This is a genomic window from Pseudomonas sp. C9D1 (assembly GCF_056491235.1).
On record NZ_JBSZIE010000002.1, the window covers coordinates 1,465,427 to 1,482,455 of the forward strand.

At 65.8% G+C, this 17,029-nt stretch carries 19 protein-coding genes and 1 riboswitch; of the genes, 4 read left to right on the top strand and 15 right to left on the bottom strand.

The window, feature by feature from the left end:
* Positions 1-8: 8 nt before the first annotated feature.
* Positions 9-1,877 (bottom strand): TonB-dependent vitamin B12 receptor, encoded by a 1,869-nt coding sequence (gene btuB, locus ACXI0U_RS14975; protein ID WP_479550486.1) that lies wholly within the window; start codon positions 1,875-1,877, stop codon positions 9-11.
* Positions 1,878-1,934: 57 nt separating this feature from the next.
* Positions 1,935-2,145: riboswitch (cobalamin riboswitch) on the bottom strand.
* Positions 2,146-2,258: 113 nt separating this feature from the next.
* Between btuB and ACXI0U_RS14980 the strand changes: the two genes are divergently transcribed.
* The gene (locus ACXI0U_RS14980; protein ID WP_479550487.1) at positions 2,259-2,594 is read left to right on the top strand and encodes a four-helix bundle copper-binding protein; all 336 of its coding nucleotides are present in this window, start codon (positions 2,259-2,261) and stop codon (positions 2,592-2,594) included.
* A 1-nt stretch (position 2,595) separates the two neighbouring features.
* On the opposite strand, the gene ACXI0U_RS14985 is transcribed toward ACXI0U_RS14980, so the two are convergent.
* The 9 genes from ACXI0U_RS14985 to ttcA form a co-directional block, all read right to left on the bottom strand.
* On the bottom strand, positions 2,596-3,003 hold the full coding sequence (locus tag ACXI0U_RS14985; RefSeq protein WP_479550488.1) for a type II toxin-antitoxin system VapC family toxin: 408 nt from the start codon (positions 3,001-3,003) through the stop codon (positions 2,596-2,598).
* Complete coding sequence (locus ACXI0U_RS14990; RefSeq protein ID WP_479550489.1) at positions 3,003-3,239, bottom strand: AbrB/MazE/SpoVT family DNA-binding domain-containing protein; 237 nt, start codon at positions 3,237-3,239, stop codon at positions 3,003-3,005. The genes ACXI0U_RS14985 and ACXI0U_RS14990 overlap by 1 nt, the downstream gene beginning before the upstream one ends.
* A gap of 69 nt (positions 3,240-3,308) precedes the next feature.
* The gene (locus tag ACXI0U_RS14995) at positions 3,309-3,629 is read right to left on the bottom strand and encodes a hypothetical protein (RefSeq protein WP_184487955.1); all 321 of its coding nucleotides are present in this window, start codon (positions 3,627-3,629) and stop codon (positions 3,309-3,311) included.
* A gap of 4 nt (positions 3,630-3,633) precedes the next feature.
* On the bottom strand, positions 3,634-4,296 hold the full coding sequence (locus tag ACXI0U_RS15000) for a class I SAM-dependent methyltransferase (protein ID WP_271658495.1): 663 nt from the start codon (positions 4,294-4,296) through the stop codon (positions 3,634-3,636).
* Between the two features lie 8 nt (positions 4,297-4,304).
* Positions 4,305-4,832: a C40 family peptidase gene (locus ACXI0U_RS15005; RefSeq protein ID WP_021222693.1), complete on the bottom strand. Its 528-nt coding sequence runs from the start codon at positions 4,830-4,832 to the stop codon at positions 4,305-4,307.
* Between the two features lie 174 nt (positions 4,833-5,006).
* Positions 5,007-5,618 carry a C40 family peptidase gene (locus tag ACXI0U_RS15010; protein ID WP_031289040.1) on the bottom strand — a complete coding sequence of 204 codons (612 nt, stop codon included), beginning with the start codon at positions 5,616-5,618 and terminating at the stop codon, positions 5,007-5,009.
* 66 nt (positions 5,619-5,684) lie between these two features.
* Positions 5,685-6,458 carry an NAD-dependent deacylase gene (locus tag ACXI0U_RS15015; protein WP_021222691.1) on the bottom strand — a complete coding sequence of 258 codons (774 nt, stop codon included), beginning with the start codon at positions 6,456-6,458 and terminating at the stop codon, positions 5,685-5,687.
* Between the two features lie 26 nt (positions 6,459-6,484).
* On the bottom strand, positions 6,485-7,156 hold the full coding sequence (locus ACXI0U_RS15020; RefSeq protein WP_021222690.1) for a DNA-3-methyladenine glycosylase I: 672 nt from the start codon (positions 7,154-7,156) through the stop codon (positions 6,485-6,487).
* A 79-nt stretch (positions 7,157-7,235) separates the two neighbouring features.
* Complete coding sequence (gene ttcA, locus ACXI0U_RS15025) at positions 7,236-8,060, bottom strand: tRNA 2-thiocytidine(32) synthetase TtcA (protein ID WP_021222637.1); 825 nt, start codon at positions 8,058-8,060, stop codon at positions 7,236-7,238.
* Between the two features lie 100 nt (positions 8,061-8,160).
* Here ttcA and ACXI0U_RS15030 point away from each other — a divergent pair, with 100 nt between their 5' ends.
* The 3 genes from ACXI0U_RS15030 (at position 8,161) to ACXI0U_RS15040 (ending at position 10,270) form a co-directional block, all read left to right on the top strand.
* On the top strand, positions 8,161-8,757 hold the full coding sequence (locus ACXI0U_RS15030) for a DNA-J related domain-containing protein (RefSeq protein ID WP_021222636.1): 597 nt from the start codon (positions 8,161-8,163) through the stop codon (positions 8,755-8,757).
* 165 nt (positions 8,758-8,922) lie between these two features.
* Complete coding sequence (locus tag ACXI0U_RS15035) at positions 8,923-9,522, top strand: Yip1 family protein (protein WP_021222635.1); 600 nt, start codon at positions 8,923-8,925, stop codon at positions 9,520-9,522.
* 253 nt (positions 9,523-9,775) lie between these two features.
* Complete coding sequence (locus tag ACXI0U_RS15040; RefSeq protein WP_479550490.1) at positions 9,776-10,270, top strand: SprT family zinc-dependent metalloprotease; 495 nt, start codon at positions 9,776-9,778, stop codon at positions 10,268-10,270.
* Positions 10,271-10,355: 85 nt separating this feature from the next.
* Here ACXI0U_RS15040 and ACXI0U_RS15045 read toward each other — a convergent pair whose 3' ends face one another.
* From ACXI0U_RS15045 to ACXI0U_RS15065, 5 genes are all read right to left on the bottom strand, one after another.
* The gene (locus ACXI0U_RS15045; RefSeq protein WP_479550491.1) at positions 10,356-11,537 is read right to left on the bottom strand and encodes a CaiB/BaiF CoA transferase family protein; all 1,182 of its coding nucleotides are present in this window, start codon (positions 11,535-11,537) and stop codon (positions 10,356-10,358) included.
* Between the two features lie 22 nt (positions 11,538-11,559).
* Positions 11,560-13,197, bottom strand: coding sequence for an AMP-binding protein (locus ACXI0U_RS15050; protein ID WP_479550492.1), 1,638 nt, complete (start codon positions 13,195-13,197; stop codon positions 11,560-11,562).
* 99 nt (positions 13,198-13,296) lie between these two features.
* Positions 13,297-14,127, bottom strand: coding sequence for an amidohydrolase family protein (locus tag ACXI0U_RS15055; RefSeq protein ID WP_479550493.1), 831 nt, complete (start codon positions 14,125-14,127; stop codon positions 13,297-13,299).
* Between the two features lie 67 nt (positions 14,128-14,194).
* Positions 14,195-15,334: an acyl-CoA dehydrogenase family protein gene (locus tag ACXI0U_RS15060; protein ID WP_479550494.1), complete on the bottom strand. Its 1,140-nt coding sequence runs from the start codon at positions 15,332-15,334 to the stop codon at positions 14,195-14,197.
* A 232-nt stretch (positions 15,335-15,566) separates the two neighbouring features.
* The gene (locus tag ACXI0U_RS15065; protein ID WP_479550495.1) at positions 15,567-16,871 is read right to left on the bottom strand and encodes a dicarboxylate/amino acid:cation symporter; all 1,305 of its coding nucleotides are present in this window, start codon (positions 16,869-16,871) and stop codon (positions 15,567-15,569) included.
* Positions 16,872-17,029 lie beyond the last annotated feature (158 nt).

The following is a 17,029-nucleotide window of genomic DNA, read 5'->3' on the forward strand; positions in this document are numbered from 1 at the left end:
GGCTCCTGTCAGAGGGCTTGGTAGCGGACGCTGAAGAACACTGCCTGGCCGGGCTGGTTGTAGTCCAGCGCGGTTTCGTAGTCGGCATCCAGCAGGTTGGTGACCTTGGCCTGCAGGCGCCACTCCTCGTTCAGCCAGTATTCGCCGCGCAGGTCGAGGGTGGCGTAGCCGGCCACCTTGTTGCGGTTGGCCAGGTCGTCGTAGCTGCGGCCTTCGGCGTGCAGCGTGGCGCCCAGGCCGAAGCGGCCGATGCGCCGGTCCAGGTCGAGGTTGAAGCTCTGTTGCGGACGGCGCGGCAGCTCGTTGCCGGCGTTGCTGCCGTGGTCGCGGTTCTCGGCGTCGAGGAAGGTGGCGTTGGCGTTCCAGTCCCAACCCAGCCACTGGCTGCCGAGCACCAGTTCGAGGCCGTCGATGCGGGCCTTGCCGATGTTGTTGGGGCCGCCGTACGGGCCGAGGGTGGAGTCGTAGGCGATCAGGTCGTCGACATGGGTGCGGTAGGCGTTAACCGACCAGTGGCCCCAGTCGTGCTGCCCGGTGAGCGCGGCCTCGAAGCTCTCGGAGGTTTCCGCGTCCAGGCCCGGGTTGCCATAGCCGGGGTAGTAAAGCTCGTTGAAGCTGGGCGCCTTGAAGGCGGTGCCGTAGCTGAGGCTGAAGCGCAATTCATCGGTGAACGCATAGCCCCAGGCGGCGCTGCCGGTGTCGTGGGTGCCGAACTGCTCGTTGTCGTCACGGCGCAGTGACAGCTGCCAGTCCTGCTGGCCAGCTTGCCCCAGGTACTGGGCGAACCACCCCTGGTTGCGGCGCGAGTCCTGCTCGAAGGCCGTGGAGCTGCTGACCTGGTCACGCTGCCAGTCGTAGCCGAGGGTCAGGACGTGGCCTTCGGCGAGGGTCAGGTCGTTGAGCCAGGAGGCGCTGTCGCGGGTGGAGTCGAAGCGGGCATCGAACAGGCCATCGGTGTGGCTGGTGGACTTGTCCTCGCTGCGACCGGCCCGGAGGGTGATGTTCCAGATGTCCTGGGGGCTGAAGCGGGCGCGGCCGCCGATCACCTCCTGGCGGTTGTCGGCGTTGGCGCCGTGGCCGCCGAGGGGATGCAGGTAGCCACTGCTGTCGATGTCGTCGTAGTCGTTGTGGGCCTTGGCGCGCATCAGCGTGCCATCCAGCGCCAGACTGCCGAGCTGCACACCGGCATTCAGGGTACCGGACAGGTTGCGGTAGCCGTCGGCGTCGGGCTCGTAGTAGTTGCTGCCCTGGCGGCGGGAGTTGATGCCGTCGGTGTCCTGGCTGCTGACGCCGATGTTGTACCAGGCCTGCTCATCGCCACCGGCTACCCCGGCGCTGCCCTGGTAGCTGTCATGGGTGCCGTAGCCGGCGGAGAACCAAGGCTTCGCCGCGCCCTCGCCGTGCCCTTTGCGGGTGAAGATCTGGATCACCCCGCCTATGGCTTCGGAACCGTAGAGGCTGGAGCGCGGGCCACGGACCACTTCGATGCGCTCGATCAGCTCCACCGGCAGGTCCTGGAAGGCCGTGAGCCCGGCGCTGACGGAGCCGACCTTGACGCCGTCGATCAGCACCAGCACGTGGTCGGACTCGCTGCCGCGCATGAACAGCGTGGTGTTCTTGCCGGGGCCGCCGTTGTTGCTGAGGGTCACGCCCGGCACCTTGCGCAGCAGCTCGGGCGCGGAGCTCGCCTGGCTGCGCTCGATGGCCTCGCGGTCGATCACGGTGGTGGCGGCCAGGCTGGCGCGCACGGGCTGCTCGCTGCGGGTGGCGGTGACCACTTGCTCGTCAAGTTCGAGGGGCGCGGCGGCCAGCGGGGAAATGCACGAAATGCCGAGAACAGCCAGCAGCGCCGGCCTCGGGGAAGCGTATCGACTCAAGATTCGATCTCCGTCGCGCCACCCGCGCGACCTTCTGGGGTGATGCATGGGCGATCCCATGCGCAGTCACACCAGGCCGGTCTCCGGGCTTGCGAGTGGAACCGTCGGTTCCCTTCCGCGCCTTCCCATGCCTGGGCACAGTGGCTGTTGCGGAGTCTGATTCGCCTACCGTTGCGGGGGCAGCGCCGGATTCTTCGGGAGAATGGACCGGCTTCCCTGTTTCACCCCGGCGGCATGGCCACGGGGCACCTGATGCAAGGCGCGCAGCTTAGTGGCCGGGGTGGCCAGGGTCAATCGACGGGCGGCGGGCGGGAAATAGGTCGAACCGACGGGGGCGGAGACACGTCCACTCAACAGGACCCACTCCATGAGGAGACCTCCATGATCCGCGACCGCTATGCCTCCTGCATCCAGGCCTGCAACGCCTGCGCCATCGCCTGTGAACACTGCGCCACCTCCTGCCTGCGCGAGGAAGACGCCGGACACATGGCGCTGTGCATCCGCACCGACCGCGACTGCGCCGACCTGTGCCGCCTCGCCGCCCTGCTGATGGCCCGCGACAGCCCCCTGGCCGACGAGATCTGCCGCCTCTGCGCCATCGCCTGCCAGGCCTGCGCCGAAGAATGCGCCAAGCATGACCACGACCACTGCCAGGAATGCGCGCAGGCCTGCCAGCGCTGCGCGGTGGAATGCGAGGCGATGGCGAAGGCGGCTTGAGTCAGGATTCGCCTGGGCTGATCAGCTGCAACCCGGGAATGTAGCTGCGATAACGCCGCACATCGCGCGTCAGCAGAGCACAGCCTTCCACCGACGCATGGGCACCGATGAAGAAGTCCGCCAGCACGCCCTCCTTCACGCCTCCCGCCCGGCGATAGCGGGCAAAGGCCTTTCCCGCGAGGAAGAGCGCCGGACGTGGGATTTCCAGCAGCTGTAGCTGCAATTGCTCGATCGTCTCGTCGAGGGCTTCGAAGCGATCGAAAGTGAGCGCCAACTCGGCGTAGACCACTGCGTTGATCGCCAGTGCGTGCACCCGGGACTGGGCGCGCAACTGGTGGATCGACCAGTCGGCCCAACGGGGATCATCGGCCAGGACGTCGATCAGCACATTGGTATCGACCAGCACCATCAGTCTTCGCCACGCAGCAGGGCCATCAGCTCGTCGGTGCGCCACTGGCGCCCGGCCTTGCCGCGAACGGTCTCGAAACGGTCCGCCGCCTGGGGCTCGGGGTCGACGCGGTTGAGCACCACTTCGCCCTGCTGGTTGACGCTGAATTCCACGGACATGCCCGGGTGCAGGCCAAGCGCATCGCGGATCGGCTTGGGGATCGTAACCTGGCCCTTGCTGGTGACTGTGGTCGGCATGGCGGCATCCTCGGTATTACCAGATGGATGACGGTAATACCTGGGCACAGGCGGGGCAACCGTGTGCCTTCAATGCCTCGGCTCGAACCCCGCCGGTTTGCCCGCCAGCCAGTCGACGAAGGTGCGCAGGCGCTCGTCGGCCATCAGCGCGTCGCGGCTGTTGTAGGTCAGCGCCAGCTCCTTTTCGCTGAACAGGCGGTGGATCTGGTTGTGGCAGGGGCGGCAGACCCAAAGGGTGGCGGTGATGCGCTCGCTGCGGGCGAAGCGCTTCTGCACGTAGGTCTTGCCGTGCAGGGCCTTGGGGATCAGGTGATGGCGGGTCAGGGGCGCGGCGCGCTTGCAGAGTTCGCAGGCGTCCGGCTGGGGCGGCAGGCGGATGGGCTCGGCCACGGGCTCAGCGCTTGCGGCAGAGGGTCAGCCCGTCGCCGATGGGCAGCAGCGAGAGATCGACGCGGGCATCGGTCTTGAGCGCGCGATTCAGGGCCTTGATGGCGCGGGTGTCGGCGCTGTCGGGGCTGGCTTCCAGCACGCGGCCGCTCCACAGCACGTTATCGAACAGCACCAGGCCACCGCTGCGCACCAGGGCCAGGGCGTGTTCCAGGTAGGCGGGGTAGTTGGCCTTGTCGGCGTCGATGAAGATCAGGTCGAAGCTGCCGGCCTGCCCTTCCCGCTCCAGGCGCCCGAGGGTTTCCAGGGCCGGGGCCAGTTGCAGGTCGATGCGGGCTTCGACGCCGGCTTCCTGCCAGTAGCGCCGGGCGACGGCGTTGTAGTCGCCGGGCAGGTCGCAGCAGAGGATACGGCCATCCGCCGGCATGGCCTCGGCCATCACCAAGGCGCTGTAGCCGGTGAAGGTGCCGATCTCGAGGATGCGTCGCGCGCCGGTGAGGCGCACCAGCATGGCCATGAACTGACCCTGCTCGGGGGCGATCTGCCAGCGCGCCGTGGGCAGTCGCGCGGTCTCTTCGCGCAGGCGCGCCAGCAACGGCGTCTCGCGCAGGGAAACGTCGAGCAGGTAGCGGTAGAGGTCGTCGTCGAGGTTGAGCGTCCGGGTGGTCATGCAGCCTCTCAGGGCGTGCTTGCCAGGTGCGAGTCGAGCAGCACGCGCTTGGCATTCAGGTAGCTTTTCTGCCAGTAGCTGTTGGACAGGCTGTCGAGGCGTACCGTTCCGCCGCTGGAAGGCGCATGGACGAAGCGCCCCTCGCCGACGTAGATGCCGGCGTGGCTGACCTGGCCGCCGCCGTTGGTGGCAAAGAACACCAGGTCGCCGCTCTGCAGGGCGTTCATGCCAATGGTCGGCACGCGCATGGCGATGAGCTCGCGGGTGGAGCGCGGCAGGCTGATGCCGGCGGCGTCGCGGTACACGTAGCCGATCAGGCCGCTGCAATCGAAGCCGCTGTCCGGCGTGTTGCCGCCGTAGCGGTAGGGCGTACCCACCAGGCCGAGGGCGCGGAACAGCACGTCATCGGCCGCCGGCGAGGACGGCGCCTGAACCACGGGCGGGGTGTAGACCGGAGCGGGAGCCGGCGCATGGCTGGAGCAGGCACCGAGCAGGGCGAGCAGCGCGATGAGGGTGAGACGGTGCAAGGCGGGCATGGCAAGTCAGTCCTGACTTGAGGTTTGCACGCTAATGTGCTGATCCCGCTCGAATAATGCAAGCAAAAAGCCATCGCCGCTGCGCTTGGGCGGCAACCCACACTTATATAAAGGAAGGCAGAAACGACTCGGCCCGGAACAGAGTCCGGGCCGATAGGTGTATCTGGATCGCGATCAGCGGTGCATCGAGCCCTGCGCCGAGGCGTTCATCGAGGGGGAGACCTGCGCGAGGACGCGCTTGGCTTCCATGTAGCTGGCGTTCCAGTAGCGATCATCCAGGCTGTCGACCCGCACACCGCCGCTGCGGTGGCTGGAGGAATGGATGAACTGGTCGTCGCCGATGTAGATGCCGGCGTGGCTGACGCGACCACGACCACGGTTATTGAAGAAGACGATGTCGCCCGGCTTCAGTTCGCTGCGCGCAATGACCGGCGCATCGAGGTTGATCATTTCACGGGTAGAGCGCGGCAGCTGGATGCCCGCCTCTTCCTTGAACAGGTAGCCGACGAAGCCGCTGCAATCGAAGCCGGTCTTCAGCGAGCGACCACCGAAGCGGTAGGGAGTCCCCACCAGCTCGAAGCCACGCTCGAGAACGTTGTCAGCGAGGGACGGCAGCTGGTAGGGCTCGTCGTCCATCATGTCCGCCATGTCCTGGACGCTCGGCTCTTCGATGACGGCCTGAGGTTCCGGAGTGACGGCTACTTGCGGCTTTGGCGAGACGCCGGCGCAAGCGGTAAGAAACAGTGCAAACGCAATGGGCACGAGGGGTGCGAAGCGACTGAGCATGGGCACGACCGTGTCGAAAATTATAAGAAGGCGCGAATATGCCCTCTATCGATCTAATTTGCAAATTTAATCGATCGAAATGTGACTCAGTAGTTCCTGCAAAACATCTAAGGCCTTTCCCTTCAGATGTACGTCGACTGAGCGTGCGAGGTCGGTGCTGGCGGGGTTGATCTCCGCCGTGAAGCCGCCTTGCTGGCGGGTGCGCATCACCGGTTCGATGATGTAGGGGAAGCTCGCCGTGGTGCCTACGGCCAGCACCGCATCGAAGCCCTTGCGCAGTTGCGCGTAGAGGGTGTCGATGGCCTTTTCGGGGAGCATTTCCTCGAACAGGACGACGGGAGGCCGGAGGATACCACCGCACACAGTGCATTTGGGAGGCAAAGGCCGTTCCAGGTGCTGCGACAGTTGGTCACTCTCGGCACCGCACGACTGGCAGAACAGCGGCGACAGCTCGCCGTGGATCTCGATCAGCCGCTCCGGCGGCGACCCCGCCTGGCGGTGATAGCCGTCGATGTTCTGCGTCAGCACCCAGCATTCCGGCTTCAGCCGCTGCAATTGCGCGATGGCTTCGTGCCCGGGATTGGGGCGCGCGGCCAGGCAGGCGCTGCCGAGTTGGGCGAGGTACTTCCAGCACAGCGCCGGGTCGCGCTGCAGCATGGGCCCGGAGATGGCTTCCTCGATCGGGATGCCCTCCTCCGTCATGCCGTTATAGAGGCCACCGAGCCCCCGGTAGGTGGGCAGGCCGGAATCCGCCGAAAGCCCGGCACCGGTGATGACCAGGATGCGCTCTGCGCGCTTGAGCTCCGCAGCGACGCGGGCGATAGCCGACGAATGATCCATGCAAGCCTCCTGCTCGATGAAACGGGTCAGTGATTGACGGTGTAGGCCAGCATCGCCGACAGGTGGCACAGCGGCCGCCCGCTTTCCTCGTGCCAACGGTTGAAGGCGGCCTGTACCAGCGCCAGGTCGCGCAGGCTGGTGGGCACCTTGTCGATGATGTCCTGGGCCTTGAGCGCCGCGACCATGTCGTTGGACGGGACGAAGGTGTCCTTGCCGACCATGCGCAGGAAACGCGGCGCCGAAAGTCCGCCCATCTGGCTGCCGTGCTTGGCCAGGTACTTCCACAACCCGACGATGTCGGACGTCGGCCAATCGGCGATCAGCGCACCGAAGCTGCCCTTCTCGCGACGCACGTCGAGGATGAACTGGGCGTTGCGCGGCACACTCTTGAGCTTGCCCAGGTGGCGGATCAGCCGCGCATCCTGCATCAGCCGCTCCAGGTGCTCGGCGCCCATCAGCACCACCTTCTCCGGATCGAAACCGAAGAACACCTCCTCGAAGGCCGGCCACTTGGCGTCCACCAGGCTGTGCTTGAGCCCGGCACGGAACACCCGCAGGGCCAGCAGCGACAGGTAGCGGTCATCGCTCAGCTCGCGCAGCTCGGCATCGCTGCGCGGCTGCGGCAGGCGCGCTTCCAGGGCCTCGGCCGAACCGAAGCGGTTGAGGCAGTACTCGTGAAGCCAGCGGTAATCACGCATAAAAAGGGCCTTGGCTAGAAAGCTTGAAGCTTGAAGCTTGAAACCTTCCGGCTTCAGGCTCTCGGCTTCCAGCTCCACTTCAGATATTGACGACGTCCAGGGTACGCGGCGCGGCGCTTTCGTCGATGCGCAGGTTGGTGAAGTCGAACAGGTTGCGGTCGGCCAGTTGCGAGGGCACCACGTTCTGCAGGGCGCGGAACATGATCTCGGTGCGGCCCGGCGACTTGCGCTCCCAGTCCTGGAGCATCTCCTTGACCACCTGGCGCTGCAGGTTCTCCTGGGAGCCACAGAGGTTGCACGGGATGATCGGGAATTCCTTGAGCTGCGAGTAGGCCTCGATATCGGCCTCGTTGCAGTACGCCAGCGGGCGGATCACCACGTTGCGGCCGTCGTCGGCACGCAGCTTCGGCGGCATGGCCTTGAGGGTGCCGCCATAGAACATGTTGAGGAAGAAGGTTTCCAGGATGTCGTCGCGGTGGTGACCGAGGGCCATCTTGGTCGCACCGATCTCGTCGGCGAAGGTGTAGAGCGTGCCCCGGCGCAGGCGCGAGCACAGCGAGCAGGTGGTCTTGCCTTCCGGGATCTTCTCCTTCACCACCGAATAGGTGTCCTTCTCGACGATGTGGTACTCGACGCCGATGGAGTCCAGGTAGGCCGGCAGCACGTGCTCGGGGAAGCCGGGCTGCTTCTGGTCCATGTTCACCGCCACGATCTCGAACTTGATCGGCGCGACCTTCTGCAGGTACAGCAGGACGTCGAGCATGGTGTAGCTGTCCTTGCCGCCGGACAGGCAGACCATGACCTTGTCGCCCTCCTCGATCATGTTGAAGTCGGCGATGGCTTCGCCAGCGAGGCGACGGATGCGTTTCTGCAGTTTGTTCTGGTTGACCGAAAGGGTGCCCATGGTGCTCTGGAATCCGGGGAGGGGTGCGAAAAGCTGGCTATTTTACGCACAAAGCGCGCGCCGCCCCAGCCCTCTGTTTCGCTGTGCTAGCCTGCGCCCGATGAACGACGAACTAGACCCCTCCCTCGACCTCGCCGACCAGCTCCTGGTGCTGCTCCGCCAGCAACCGGACGGCATCGGCGAATTCGACCTGATCCAGCGCCTGAAGGCCGGCCACTCCACCCACATCCCCAACCTGGGCCTCGGTGATCGCCTGGTGCTGTTCCGCACCCACTTCCTGCTGTTCAACGCCCTCTATCTATTACGCGACCGGCTCTGGGCCGAAGGAACCGCCTTTCTCGCCATCAGCCCGCTGAGCATCCAGCTGCTGCCTTACGCAGCGGGAAGTGATGCCCTCACCGAACACGACCCGCTGCGCACCTACTACCTGGACACCCGTCACCTGCGCGACACCACCGAGCGGGATGTCGAGAAACTGCTCTCGAGCTTCTGGACGCGCATGCAGGGCGGGGACGAGAAGCTCGCCGCCCTCGAGCTGTTCGAACTGGTGAACAGCGAGGAAGCGCTCAACCTCGGGGTGATCAAGCATCGCTACCGCCAACTGGTGAGCCAGCATCACCCCGATCGCGGCGGCAGCACCGAGCGCATCCAGTCGATCAACAAGGCGATGGAAATACTTCAGCGCTATTACAGCTGAGCACTAAGTCTGATTTGCTCTAAAGCCACGGCAGACGCGGACTCCAGCCTGTACCTATACTGCGACACAAGGTCGCATGCGTCGGCCGGGCACCGGGCGGCGCTGGCTATGCGTCCCAGGCGCTTCGCTGGGGGGCGACCTCATAATAATGAGGAGGTGTTCAGAATGATCCACCACGTTTGGGGGCTCTTCACCCATCCCGATCAGGAATGGCAGGAAATCCGTGGCGAGGAAGAAAGCATCAGCCACATGTACCTCACCCATATCCTGGTACTCGCAGCCATACCCGTTGTCTCTGCCTATATAGGAACCACCCAGGTCGGCTGGGCCATCGGCAAGGGCGATCCGGTCATGCTCACGCAATCCAGCGCGATGCAGATGACCATCCTCTCCTACCTCGCCATGCTCGCCGGTGTCGCCGTCATGGGCGCCTTCATCCACTGGATGGCGCGCACCTACGACGCCTCGCCAAGCTTCACCGAATGCGTCGTGTTCGCCGCGTACTGCGCCACGCCGCTGTTCATCGGCGGGCTCGCGGCGCTCTACCCGCACCTGTGGCTGGGCATGATGATCGGCACCGCCGCCATCTGCTACACGGTCTACCTGCTCTACGTGGGCATACCGACCTTCATGAACATTCCATCCGACGAGGGCTTCCTGTTCTCCAGCTCGGTGCTGGCCGTGGGCCTGGTGGTGCTGGTGGCGATGATCGCCGCCTCCGTCATCTTCTGGGGCATGGGCGTAGGCCCGGTCTACATCCGCTGACCCCTTTCACCCGTAGCACGGAGGCCGCCCATGGGCGGCCTCTTCGTTTGCCCTCCCGCTCGACCAAAACTCGGCAATCTGGCGCGTGGCCTTGCGGGGCATGGTCAACGTGCGGGCCTCGGTGATCCTGCACGGGCACCTCTACCTGATGCCGGAATGCGTCTAGAACGGCGCACCACGACCGCTCGGCAGGAGAACGATTCGGCCGGTGGCGGCTTTGCGGCATAATTGCGAGCTCTGGAGAGCCCCCTTTATGCCCGAGCTGCTACACGCCCGCGTCGAAGCCTGCTACCAGCAGGCGGAAGCTTTTTTCCAACGCCGGTTCACCCGCCCCGAAGTGAGCTTCAAGCTGCGGGGTCAGAAGGCCGGTGTCGCTCACCTGGATGAGAACAAGCTGCGCTTCAACCCCCAGCTGTATCGCGAGAACCAGGACGATTTCCTCAAGCAGACCGTTGCCCACGAAGTGGCGCACCTGGTCGCCCACCAACTGTTCGGCCACCGCATCCAGCCCCATGGCGAGGAATGGCAGCTGATCATGCGGGGCGTCTACGAGCTGCCGCCCAACCGCTGCCACAGCTATGACGTCAAGCGCCGCAAGGTCACCCGCTACATGTACCGCTGCGCCTGCCCGGACGGCGACTACCCCTTCTCCTCCCAGCGCCACGCCCTGGTCGCTCGCGGGCGTCGCTACTACTGCCGACGCTGCAAGGTGACCCTGGTGTTCAGCGGGGAACAGCGGCAAGAGTAAGGGCGGAACCTCGGGCAGGAGCCCGTAGGGCGGGTGCAACCCGCCGATGCACAGGTCCTCTTGAAGCTTGAAGCTTGAAGCCTCTTTATCCCGTCACCTTGCCAGCTTTCAGCGAGGTGATCTGCTCGGTGGTGTAGCCCAGCTCGGCCAGCACCTCGGCGGTGTGGGCACCTACGGCTGCGCCGACATGGCGCGGTGCGGGCAGGCCGCCGGAGAACTTGATCGGGCAGGCGATCTGCCGTTGCGCCGGCAGCCCGTCGCGGGGCACTTCGGTGACCAGGCCGCGCGCCTCGATCTGCGGGTGCCGCACCGCTTCGGAGAGCGGCAGCATCGGCTCGACGCAGGCATCCAGGGCGGCGAACACCTCGCTCCATTCGGCGAAGTCGCGCTTCTCGAACTCAATCTCGATGGCGCGCTTGAGCTCGCGCTGGTCCTCCGGCTTGGGCGATAGCCCGCGCGCGGCCAGGTCCGGCCGGCCGATGGCAGCGCAGAACTGCTGCATGAACTGCGGTTCCAGGCTGCCCACCGAGAACCAGCGGCCGTCGCGGGTGCGGTAGTAGTCGTAGAAGCTGCCGCCGTTGAGCGCCTGGTTCTCCATGTCCGGCTCCACGCCGGCACCGAGATAGCCCGCACCGGCCATGCCGTGCAGGCTGAAGGCACAGTCGGTCATGCTCACGTCCACGTGCTGCCCCTCCCCCGTCACCTGGCGCTGGATCACCGCCGCCAGCAGGCCCATCACCCCGTGCAGCGAGCCCCCGGCGATATCCGCCAACTGCACGCCCAGGGGCAGCGGGCCGCTTTCCTGGCGCCCGGTGTAGCTGGCGATGCCGGCCACGGCCAGGTAGTTGATGTCGTGGCCGGCACGGTCGCGGAAGGGGCCGCTCTGGCCGTAGCCGGTGATGGAGACGTAGATCAGCCTGGGGTTGATCGCCTTCAGCGCCTCGTAGCCCACGCCCAGCTTGTCCATCACCCCGGGGCGGAACTGCTCCAGCACGATGTCGTACTCGGCCACCAGCTGGCGCACCACCTCCACCGCCTCGGGGCGCTTGAGGTCGAGGGCGATGCTGCGCTTGTTGCGGTTCAGGTAGGCGTGGCTGGTGGAGGTGCCGCCGTCATGGGGCGGCAGCACGCGCACCAGGTCCATGCGGCTGGGGGATTCGACGCGCAGCACCTCGGCGCCCATGTCGGCCAGCAGCAGCGAGGCGAATGGCCCCGGCAGCAGGGTGGAGAAATCGAGGATCTTCAGCGAAGCGAGCGGGCCTGTCATGGCGACTCCATAGCGGTTCGGTTCATTCCCAATGCAGCGGCTGGTGCCTGTCCAGGCACGCGGCCACCGCGGCGAAGCGTTGTTCCAGCACGTTGCGACGGATCTTCATGGTCGGCGTCATGCAGCCGTTATCCACCGTCCAGGGCTCGCGCACCAGCACGAAATGGCTGATGCGCTCATGGGCCAGGAGGCGCTCGTTGAGGGCCTGCAGGCTGGCCGCCAGCTCGGCCTCGATCTGCCCGCGCGCCTGCGCCCGGGCCGCCGGGCTGAGTTCGATCAGCGCCAGCGGCTGGTCCAGGCCGTTGCCCATCAGGCATACCTGCTCCACCCAGAGGTTCTTGGCGATCTCGCCCTCGATGGGTGCCGGCGCCACATACTTGCCCTTGCTGGTCTTGAAGATGTCCTTCACCCGCCCGGTGATGCGCAGGTAGCCGTCGGCGTCGATCTCGCCCTTGTCGCCGGTGTGCAGCCAGCCCAGCTGCAGCGTGTCGGCGGTCTTCTCCGGCTCCATGTAGTAACCGGCCATCAGCGCGCGGCTGCGGTAGAGGATCTCGCCGTTCTCGGCGATGCGCACCTCGTTGTCCGGCATCACCCGGCCGACGCTGCCGAAGCGCACCTGGCCCGGGCGGTTGAAGTTGCCATAGGCGAAGTTCTCGGTCATGCCATAGCCCTCGCAGATGGTCAGGCCGATGCGCCGGTACCACTCCAGCAGCGCCACCGGGATCGGCGCCGCACCGCTGACCAGCACCCGCGCACGGTCCAGCCCCAGCCCCTGGCGCACCTTGCGCGCCACCAGCGCACCCAGCAGCGGGATGCGCAGCAGGCGGTCCAGCTTGGCCTGGGGCAGCTTCTCCAGCACGCCCTGCTGGAAGCGCGTCCACAACCGCGGCACGGAGAAGAACACCGTCGGCCGCACCCGCTTGAGGTCGGCGGCGAAGGTCTCCAGGGATTCGACGAAGGCGATGGCGCCCCCGCAATACAGGCTGTTGGTTTCCACCAGGAAACGCTCCGCCGCGTGGGACAGCGGCAGGTAGGAGAAGAACTGCTCGCGCTCGTTGAGCCCCATCTCCGCCACCGAGCGGCTGGAGGCGAAGGCGAAGGCCTCGGCCCGCTGCATCACGCCCTTGGGTTGGCCGGTGGTGCCGGAGGTGTAGAGGATGCTGAGCAGGTCATCAGGGCGCTGCACATGCCCATCGCGCAGCGGTTCATGGGCGGCGAGCAGTGCATGCCATTGGTGTTGCGCGCTCAGGGTCGGGTACGGCATGGCGACGCGGATGACCTCGGCGGGGATGCCGGCCGCGAACTTCTCCGCCTCGTCCAGCTTGCCGAGGATGATCACCTTGCACGCCGAGTGGCGCAGCACGTAGTCGATGCTCTCGGCGGACTGCAACGGGTAGAGCGGCACGCTGACCAGCCCGGCGAGCATCATCGCCAGGTCGCTGATGATCCACTCGGCGCAGTTCTTCGCCAGGATCGCCACCCGGTCGCCCGGCGCGCAGCCCAGCGCCTGCAGCGCACTGGCCAGGCGCCGTGCCTGGTCGTCGGCCTGGCGCCAGGTCAGGTCATGCCACTGGCGCTCCACCGGCTGGCTGAGCCAGACGCGGTCCGGCGTGGTGCCCACCCAATGGGCGAGCCGCTGCAACGGCAGTTGATCGGTCATTGCTGAACCCTCCTTGTTGTTCTTGTAATGGTCGGAGCTTGTCACGTTATTCGCCGCCTATCCGCCCTCCTCCCGGGCACGGCGGCTCGCCGGATAGCCTCACAGCCAGAACACCTGGCGGGCGTTGCCCTGGAGGAACTTCGCCTCGATCTCCGCCGGCAGCGCCAGCTCCTTCACCTGGGTCATGCAGCGCTCCAGGGACAGCTGCGGGAAGTTGCTGCCGAACAGCACCTTGTCCTGGCCGTAGCTGCGCATGAACTGCAGCAGCGCCTGAGGGTAGTAGCGTGGCAGGTAGGCGGAGGTGTCGATGTAGATGTTGTCGTGCTTCCAGGCCAGGCCGATCATTTCCTCGGTCCAGGGATGGCCGATGTGCCCGGCGACGATGCGCAGCTCGGGGAAGTCCAGCGCCACCTCGTCCAGGTAGGGCACCGGGCGGCCGGTCTCCGAGGGCATCAGCGGGCCGGTGTGGCCCACCTGGGTGCAGAAGGGAATATCCAGCTCGATGCACTTCACGTAGAGCGGGTAGTAGAGCCGGTGGTTGGGCGGCAGCTTCCACAGCCAGGGCACCACGCGCAGCGCCTTGCAGCCCAGCTCCAGCACCGCCCGCTCCAGCTCGCGCACCGCCGCCAGGGGCTTGCCCAGGTCGACGGTGGCGACCCCGACGAAGCGGTCGGGGAAGGCGCGGGTGTACTCGGCCACCAGGTCGTTGTCGAACACCCAGCGCTCCGGCCGGCACCAGGCGGCGAGCATGAGCTTGTCCACGCCCGCACGGTCCATCTCCGCCACCGTCTGCTCGGGTGTCAGCGGTTGGTCGAGCAAGTGCGCGGAACCGGATTTCTCGAACAGCCGGACCACCTCCGGCAACAGCTCGCGGGCGCGGCCGTTGGCGGGTTGGGCCCAGGCGTCGATGGCGCCCAATGGTGCATTCATGGCGATGGCCTCCTGGCGTCTACACAGTGGCTGAACGCTAGCCCGGCCCGGAGCGCCGGGCGCGGGTTCAGAGCTTCATGCCGCGGCTGATGATCTCCTTCATGATCTCCGAGGTGCCGGCGAAGATGCGCTGGATGCGCGCGTTCGCGTACATCTTGCAGATCGGGTACTCCCACATGTAGCCCCAGCCGCCGTGCAGCTGCACGCCTTCGTCCACCACCTTGCACAGCAGCTCGGTGGTGAACAGCTTGGCCTCGGCGGCCACCTCAGGGGTCAGCTTGCGCTGGTTGTGGTCCATCACGCAGCGGTCGGTGAAGACCTGGGCGACGTCTATCTGGGTGCGCATCTCGGCCAGCTTGAAGCGGGTGTTCTGGAAGTGCGAGACGGGCCGGTCGAAGGCCTTGCGCTCCTTCACGTAGTCGATGGTGGTCTGCAGCGCCGCCTCGGCACCGGCCACCGCGCCGCAGGCGTTGGTCAGGCGTTCCTGGGCGAGCATGTTCATCAAGTAGAAGAAGCCGCCCTTGGCATCGCCCAGCAGGTTCTCCTTGGGCACCTTGACGTTGTTGAAGAACAGCTCGGCGGTGTCCTGGCTCTTCATGCCCAACTTCTTCAGGTTGCGCCCGCGCTCGAAGCCGATCATGTCGCGCTCCACCAGGAACAGGCCCATGGCGTGCTTGTTGGCCGGGTCGGTCTTGGCCGCGACTATCACCAGGTCGGCCAGCAGGCCGTTGGAGATGAACACCTTGGAGCCGTTCAGCTCGTAATGGTCGCCCTTGTCCACCGCGGTGGTGCGCATGCCGGCCAGGTCGGAACCGGCCGAGGGCTCGGTCATGGCCACCGCGAGGATGATCTCGCCGCTGATGATCCCCGGCAGCAGGCGGGCCTTCTGCTCGGCGTTGCCGTACTCGGCGATGTAGGGGCCGCACAGCGCCGAGTGCAGCGGGATCATGAAGCCCGGTTCGTTGATGTGGGCCAGCTCCTCGCACATGATCTGCTCGTAGCGGAAGTCCTTCAGCCCGGCGCCGCCGTACTCCTCGTCCGCCCAGGGCAGCAGGAAGCCCATCTCGCCAGCCTTGCGCCACACCGCACGATCCACCACGCCCGCCTCTTCCCAGGCTTCCTGGTGCGGCACCACTTCCTTCTGCAGGAAGGCACGGAACGAGTCGCGGAACATGTTGTGTTCGGTTTCGAAATGGATGCGCTGCATGCGAAGGGTCTCCCTGGAAAAAATCGTTCCGCAGGGTAGGCGGCGCCCGCCCAAGCGCTCAATGACACAAGCGCTCAGGGTCGATTGACCCATGTGCTCATAGGCTCCCGCGCACGCCAGGCAAGGGGATCGGCGCGCCACGTCCCACTTTCCTGCGCCCATAAAAAAGCCCGTCACGAGACGGGCCTGGAAAATCTCCTCCCCGTGGGGAGGGAGGAGAGAATTACGCGGTTCAGACGCGCTGGGCTTCTGCCTGCGGCGCGGCATTGCCATTGCCATTGCCATTGCCGGCCAGTTCGCGGTCCAGCGTGTCGGTGTCCAGCTGCTTGCACCACTTGGCGACGACGAGGGTCGCCACGCCGTTGCCCACCAGGTTGGTCAGGGCGCGGGCTTCGGACATGAAGCGGTCGATGCCGAGGATCAGCGCCAGGCCCGCAACCGGCAGGTGGCCAACGGCGGAGATGGTGGCGGCGAGGACGATGAAGCCGCTACCGGTGACGCCGGCGGCGCCCTTGGAAGCGATCAGCAGCACCAGCAGCAGGGTGATCTGGTGGGTGATATCCATCGGCGTGTCGGTGGCCTGGGCGATGAACACCGCGGCCATGGTCAGGTAGATGGAGGTGCCGTCGAGGTTGAAGGAGTAACCGGTGGGGATCACCAGGCCGACGACCGACTTGTTGGCACCGAGTTTTTCCATCTTGGCGATCATGCGCGGCAGGGCCGACTCGGAGGACGAGGTGCCCAGCACGATCAGCAGTTCTTCGCGGATGTACTTGATGAACTTGAGGATGCTGAAGCCGTGGGCGCGGGCGATGCTGCCCAGGACCACCAGCACGAACAGCAGGCAGGTGATGTAGAAGCACAGCATCAGCTGGCCGAGCTGCACCAGCGAACCCACGCCGTACTGGCCGATGGTGAAGGCCATGGCACCGAAGGCACCGATGGGCGCGACCTTCATGATCACGTTGATGATGTTGAACATCACCTGGGAGATGCGCTCGATGAACTCGAACACCGGGCGGCCGTAGTCGCCCATGCGGTGCAGCGCATAACCGAACAGCACGGAGAAGAACAGCACCTGGAGGATGTCGCCGTTGGCGAAGGCGCCGACCACGGTCCCGGGGATGACGTTCATCAGGAAGTCGATGGTGGACTGCTTCTCACCGGCAGCGGCGTAGGCCGCGATGCCCTTGATATCCAGGGTGGTCGGGTCGACATGCATGCCGGCGCCGGGCTGGAATACGTTCACCACGATCAGGCCGATCACCAGCGCCAGGGTGGAAACGATCTCGAAATACAGCAGTGCGTAGCCGCCGGTCTTGCCGACGGCCTTCATGCTTTGCATACCGGCGATGCCGGTCACCACGGTGCAGAAGATGATCGGCGCGATGGCCATTTTGATCAGCTTGACGAAGCTGTCGCCCAGGGGCTTCAGGGCAACGCCGGTCTGCGGGAAGAAATGGCCGATCAGGATGCCGATGGCGATGGCCACCAGAACCTGGAAATAAAGGCTTTTGTAGAGGGGTTGACGGGTCATGGCAGATCCTCTCGGGTGGTGCGGGGCCTGATTCCGTACAGGGGCGCACCACCGGTCTCAATCACCTCCCTTGCTGGGAGACTTTGTTGTTCTGCGATCCAAACCAATGGATGGCGCAGCTCCTATCGCAAGGGCTGTGCCAACCCGTCTTGCCGGCG

What these genes read in the sequence shown, in the direction of transcription:
- ACXI0U_RS14980 (WP_479550487.1), top strand. Translation starts at nt 2,259, where the DNA reads ATGATCCGCGACCGCTATGCCTCCTGCATCCAGGCCTGCAACGCCTGC.
- ACXI0U_RS14985 (WP_479550488.1), bottom strand. Translation starts at nt 3,003, where the DNA reads ATGGTGCTGGTCGATACCAATGTGCTGATCGACGTCCTGGCCGATGAT.
- ACXI0U_RS14990 (WP_479550489.1), bottom strand. Translation starts at nt 3,239, where the DNA reads ATGCCGACCACAGTCACCAGCAAGGGCCAGGTTACGATCCCCAAGCCG.
- ACXI0U_RS15000 (WP_271658495.1), bottom strand. Translation starts at nt 4,296, where the DNA reads ATGACCACCCGGACGCTCAACCTCGACGACGACCTCTACCGCTACCTG.
- ACXI0U_RS15005 (WP_021222693.1), bottom strand. Translation starts at nt 4,832, where the DNA reads ATGCCCGCCTTGCACCGTCTCACCCTCATCGCGCTGCTCGCCCTGCTC.
- ACXI0U_RS15010 (WP_031289040.1), bottom strand. Translation starts at nt 5,618, where the DNA reads ATGCTCAGTCGCTTCGCACCCCTCGTGCCCATTGCGTTTGCACTGTTT.
- ACXI0U_RS15015 (WP_021222691.1), bottom strand. Translation starts at nt 6,458, where the DNA reads ATGGATCATTCGTCGGCTATCGCCCGCGTCGCTGCGGAGCTCAAGCGC.
- ACXI0U_RS15020 (WP_021222690.1), bottom strand. Translation starts at nt 7,156, where the DNA reads ATGCGTGATTACCGCTGGCTTCACGAGTACTGCCTCAACCGCTTCGGT.
- ttcA (WP_021222637.1), bottom strand. Translation starts at nt 8,060, where the DNA reads ATGGGCACCCTTTCGGTCAACCAGAACAAACTGCAGAAACGCATCCGT.
- ACXI0U_RS15030 (WP_021222636.1), top strand. Translation starts at nt 8,161, where the DNA reads ATGAACGACGAACTAGACCCCTCCCTCGACCTCGCCGACCAGCTCCTG.
- ACXI0U_RS15035 (WP_021222635.1), top strand. Translation starts at nt 8,923, where the DNA reads ATGATCCACCACGTTTGGGGGCTCTTCACCCATCCCGATCAGGAATGG.
- ACXI0U_RS15040 (WP_479550490.1), top strand. Translation starts at nt 9,776, where the DNA reads ATGCCCGAGCTGCTACACGCCCGCGTCGAAGCCTGCTACCAGCAGGCG.
- ACXI0U_RS15045 (WP_479550491.1), bottom strand. Translation starts at nt 11,537, where the DNA reads ATGACAGGCCCGCTCGCTTCGCTGAAGATCCTCGATTTCTCCACCCTG.
- ACXI0U_RS15050 (WP_479550492.1), bottom strand. Translation starts at nt 13,197, where the DNA reads ATGACCGATCAACTGCCGTTGCAGCGGCTCGCCCATTGGGTGGGCACC.
- ACXI0U_RS15055 (WP_479550493.1), bottom strand. Translation starts at nt 14,127, where the DNA reads ATGAATGCACCATTGGGCGCCATCGACGCCTGGGCCCAACCCGCCAAC.
- ACXI0U_RS15060 (WP_479550494.1), bottom strand. Translation starts at nt 15,334, where the DNA reads ATGCAGCGCATCCATTTCGAAACCGAACACAACATGTTCCGCGACTCG.
- ACXI0U_RS15065 (WP_479550495.1), bottom strand. Translation starts at nt 16,871, where the DNA reads ATGACCCGTCAACCCCTCTACAAAAGCCTTTATTTCCAGGTTCTGGTG.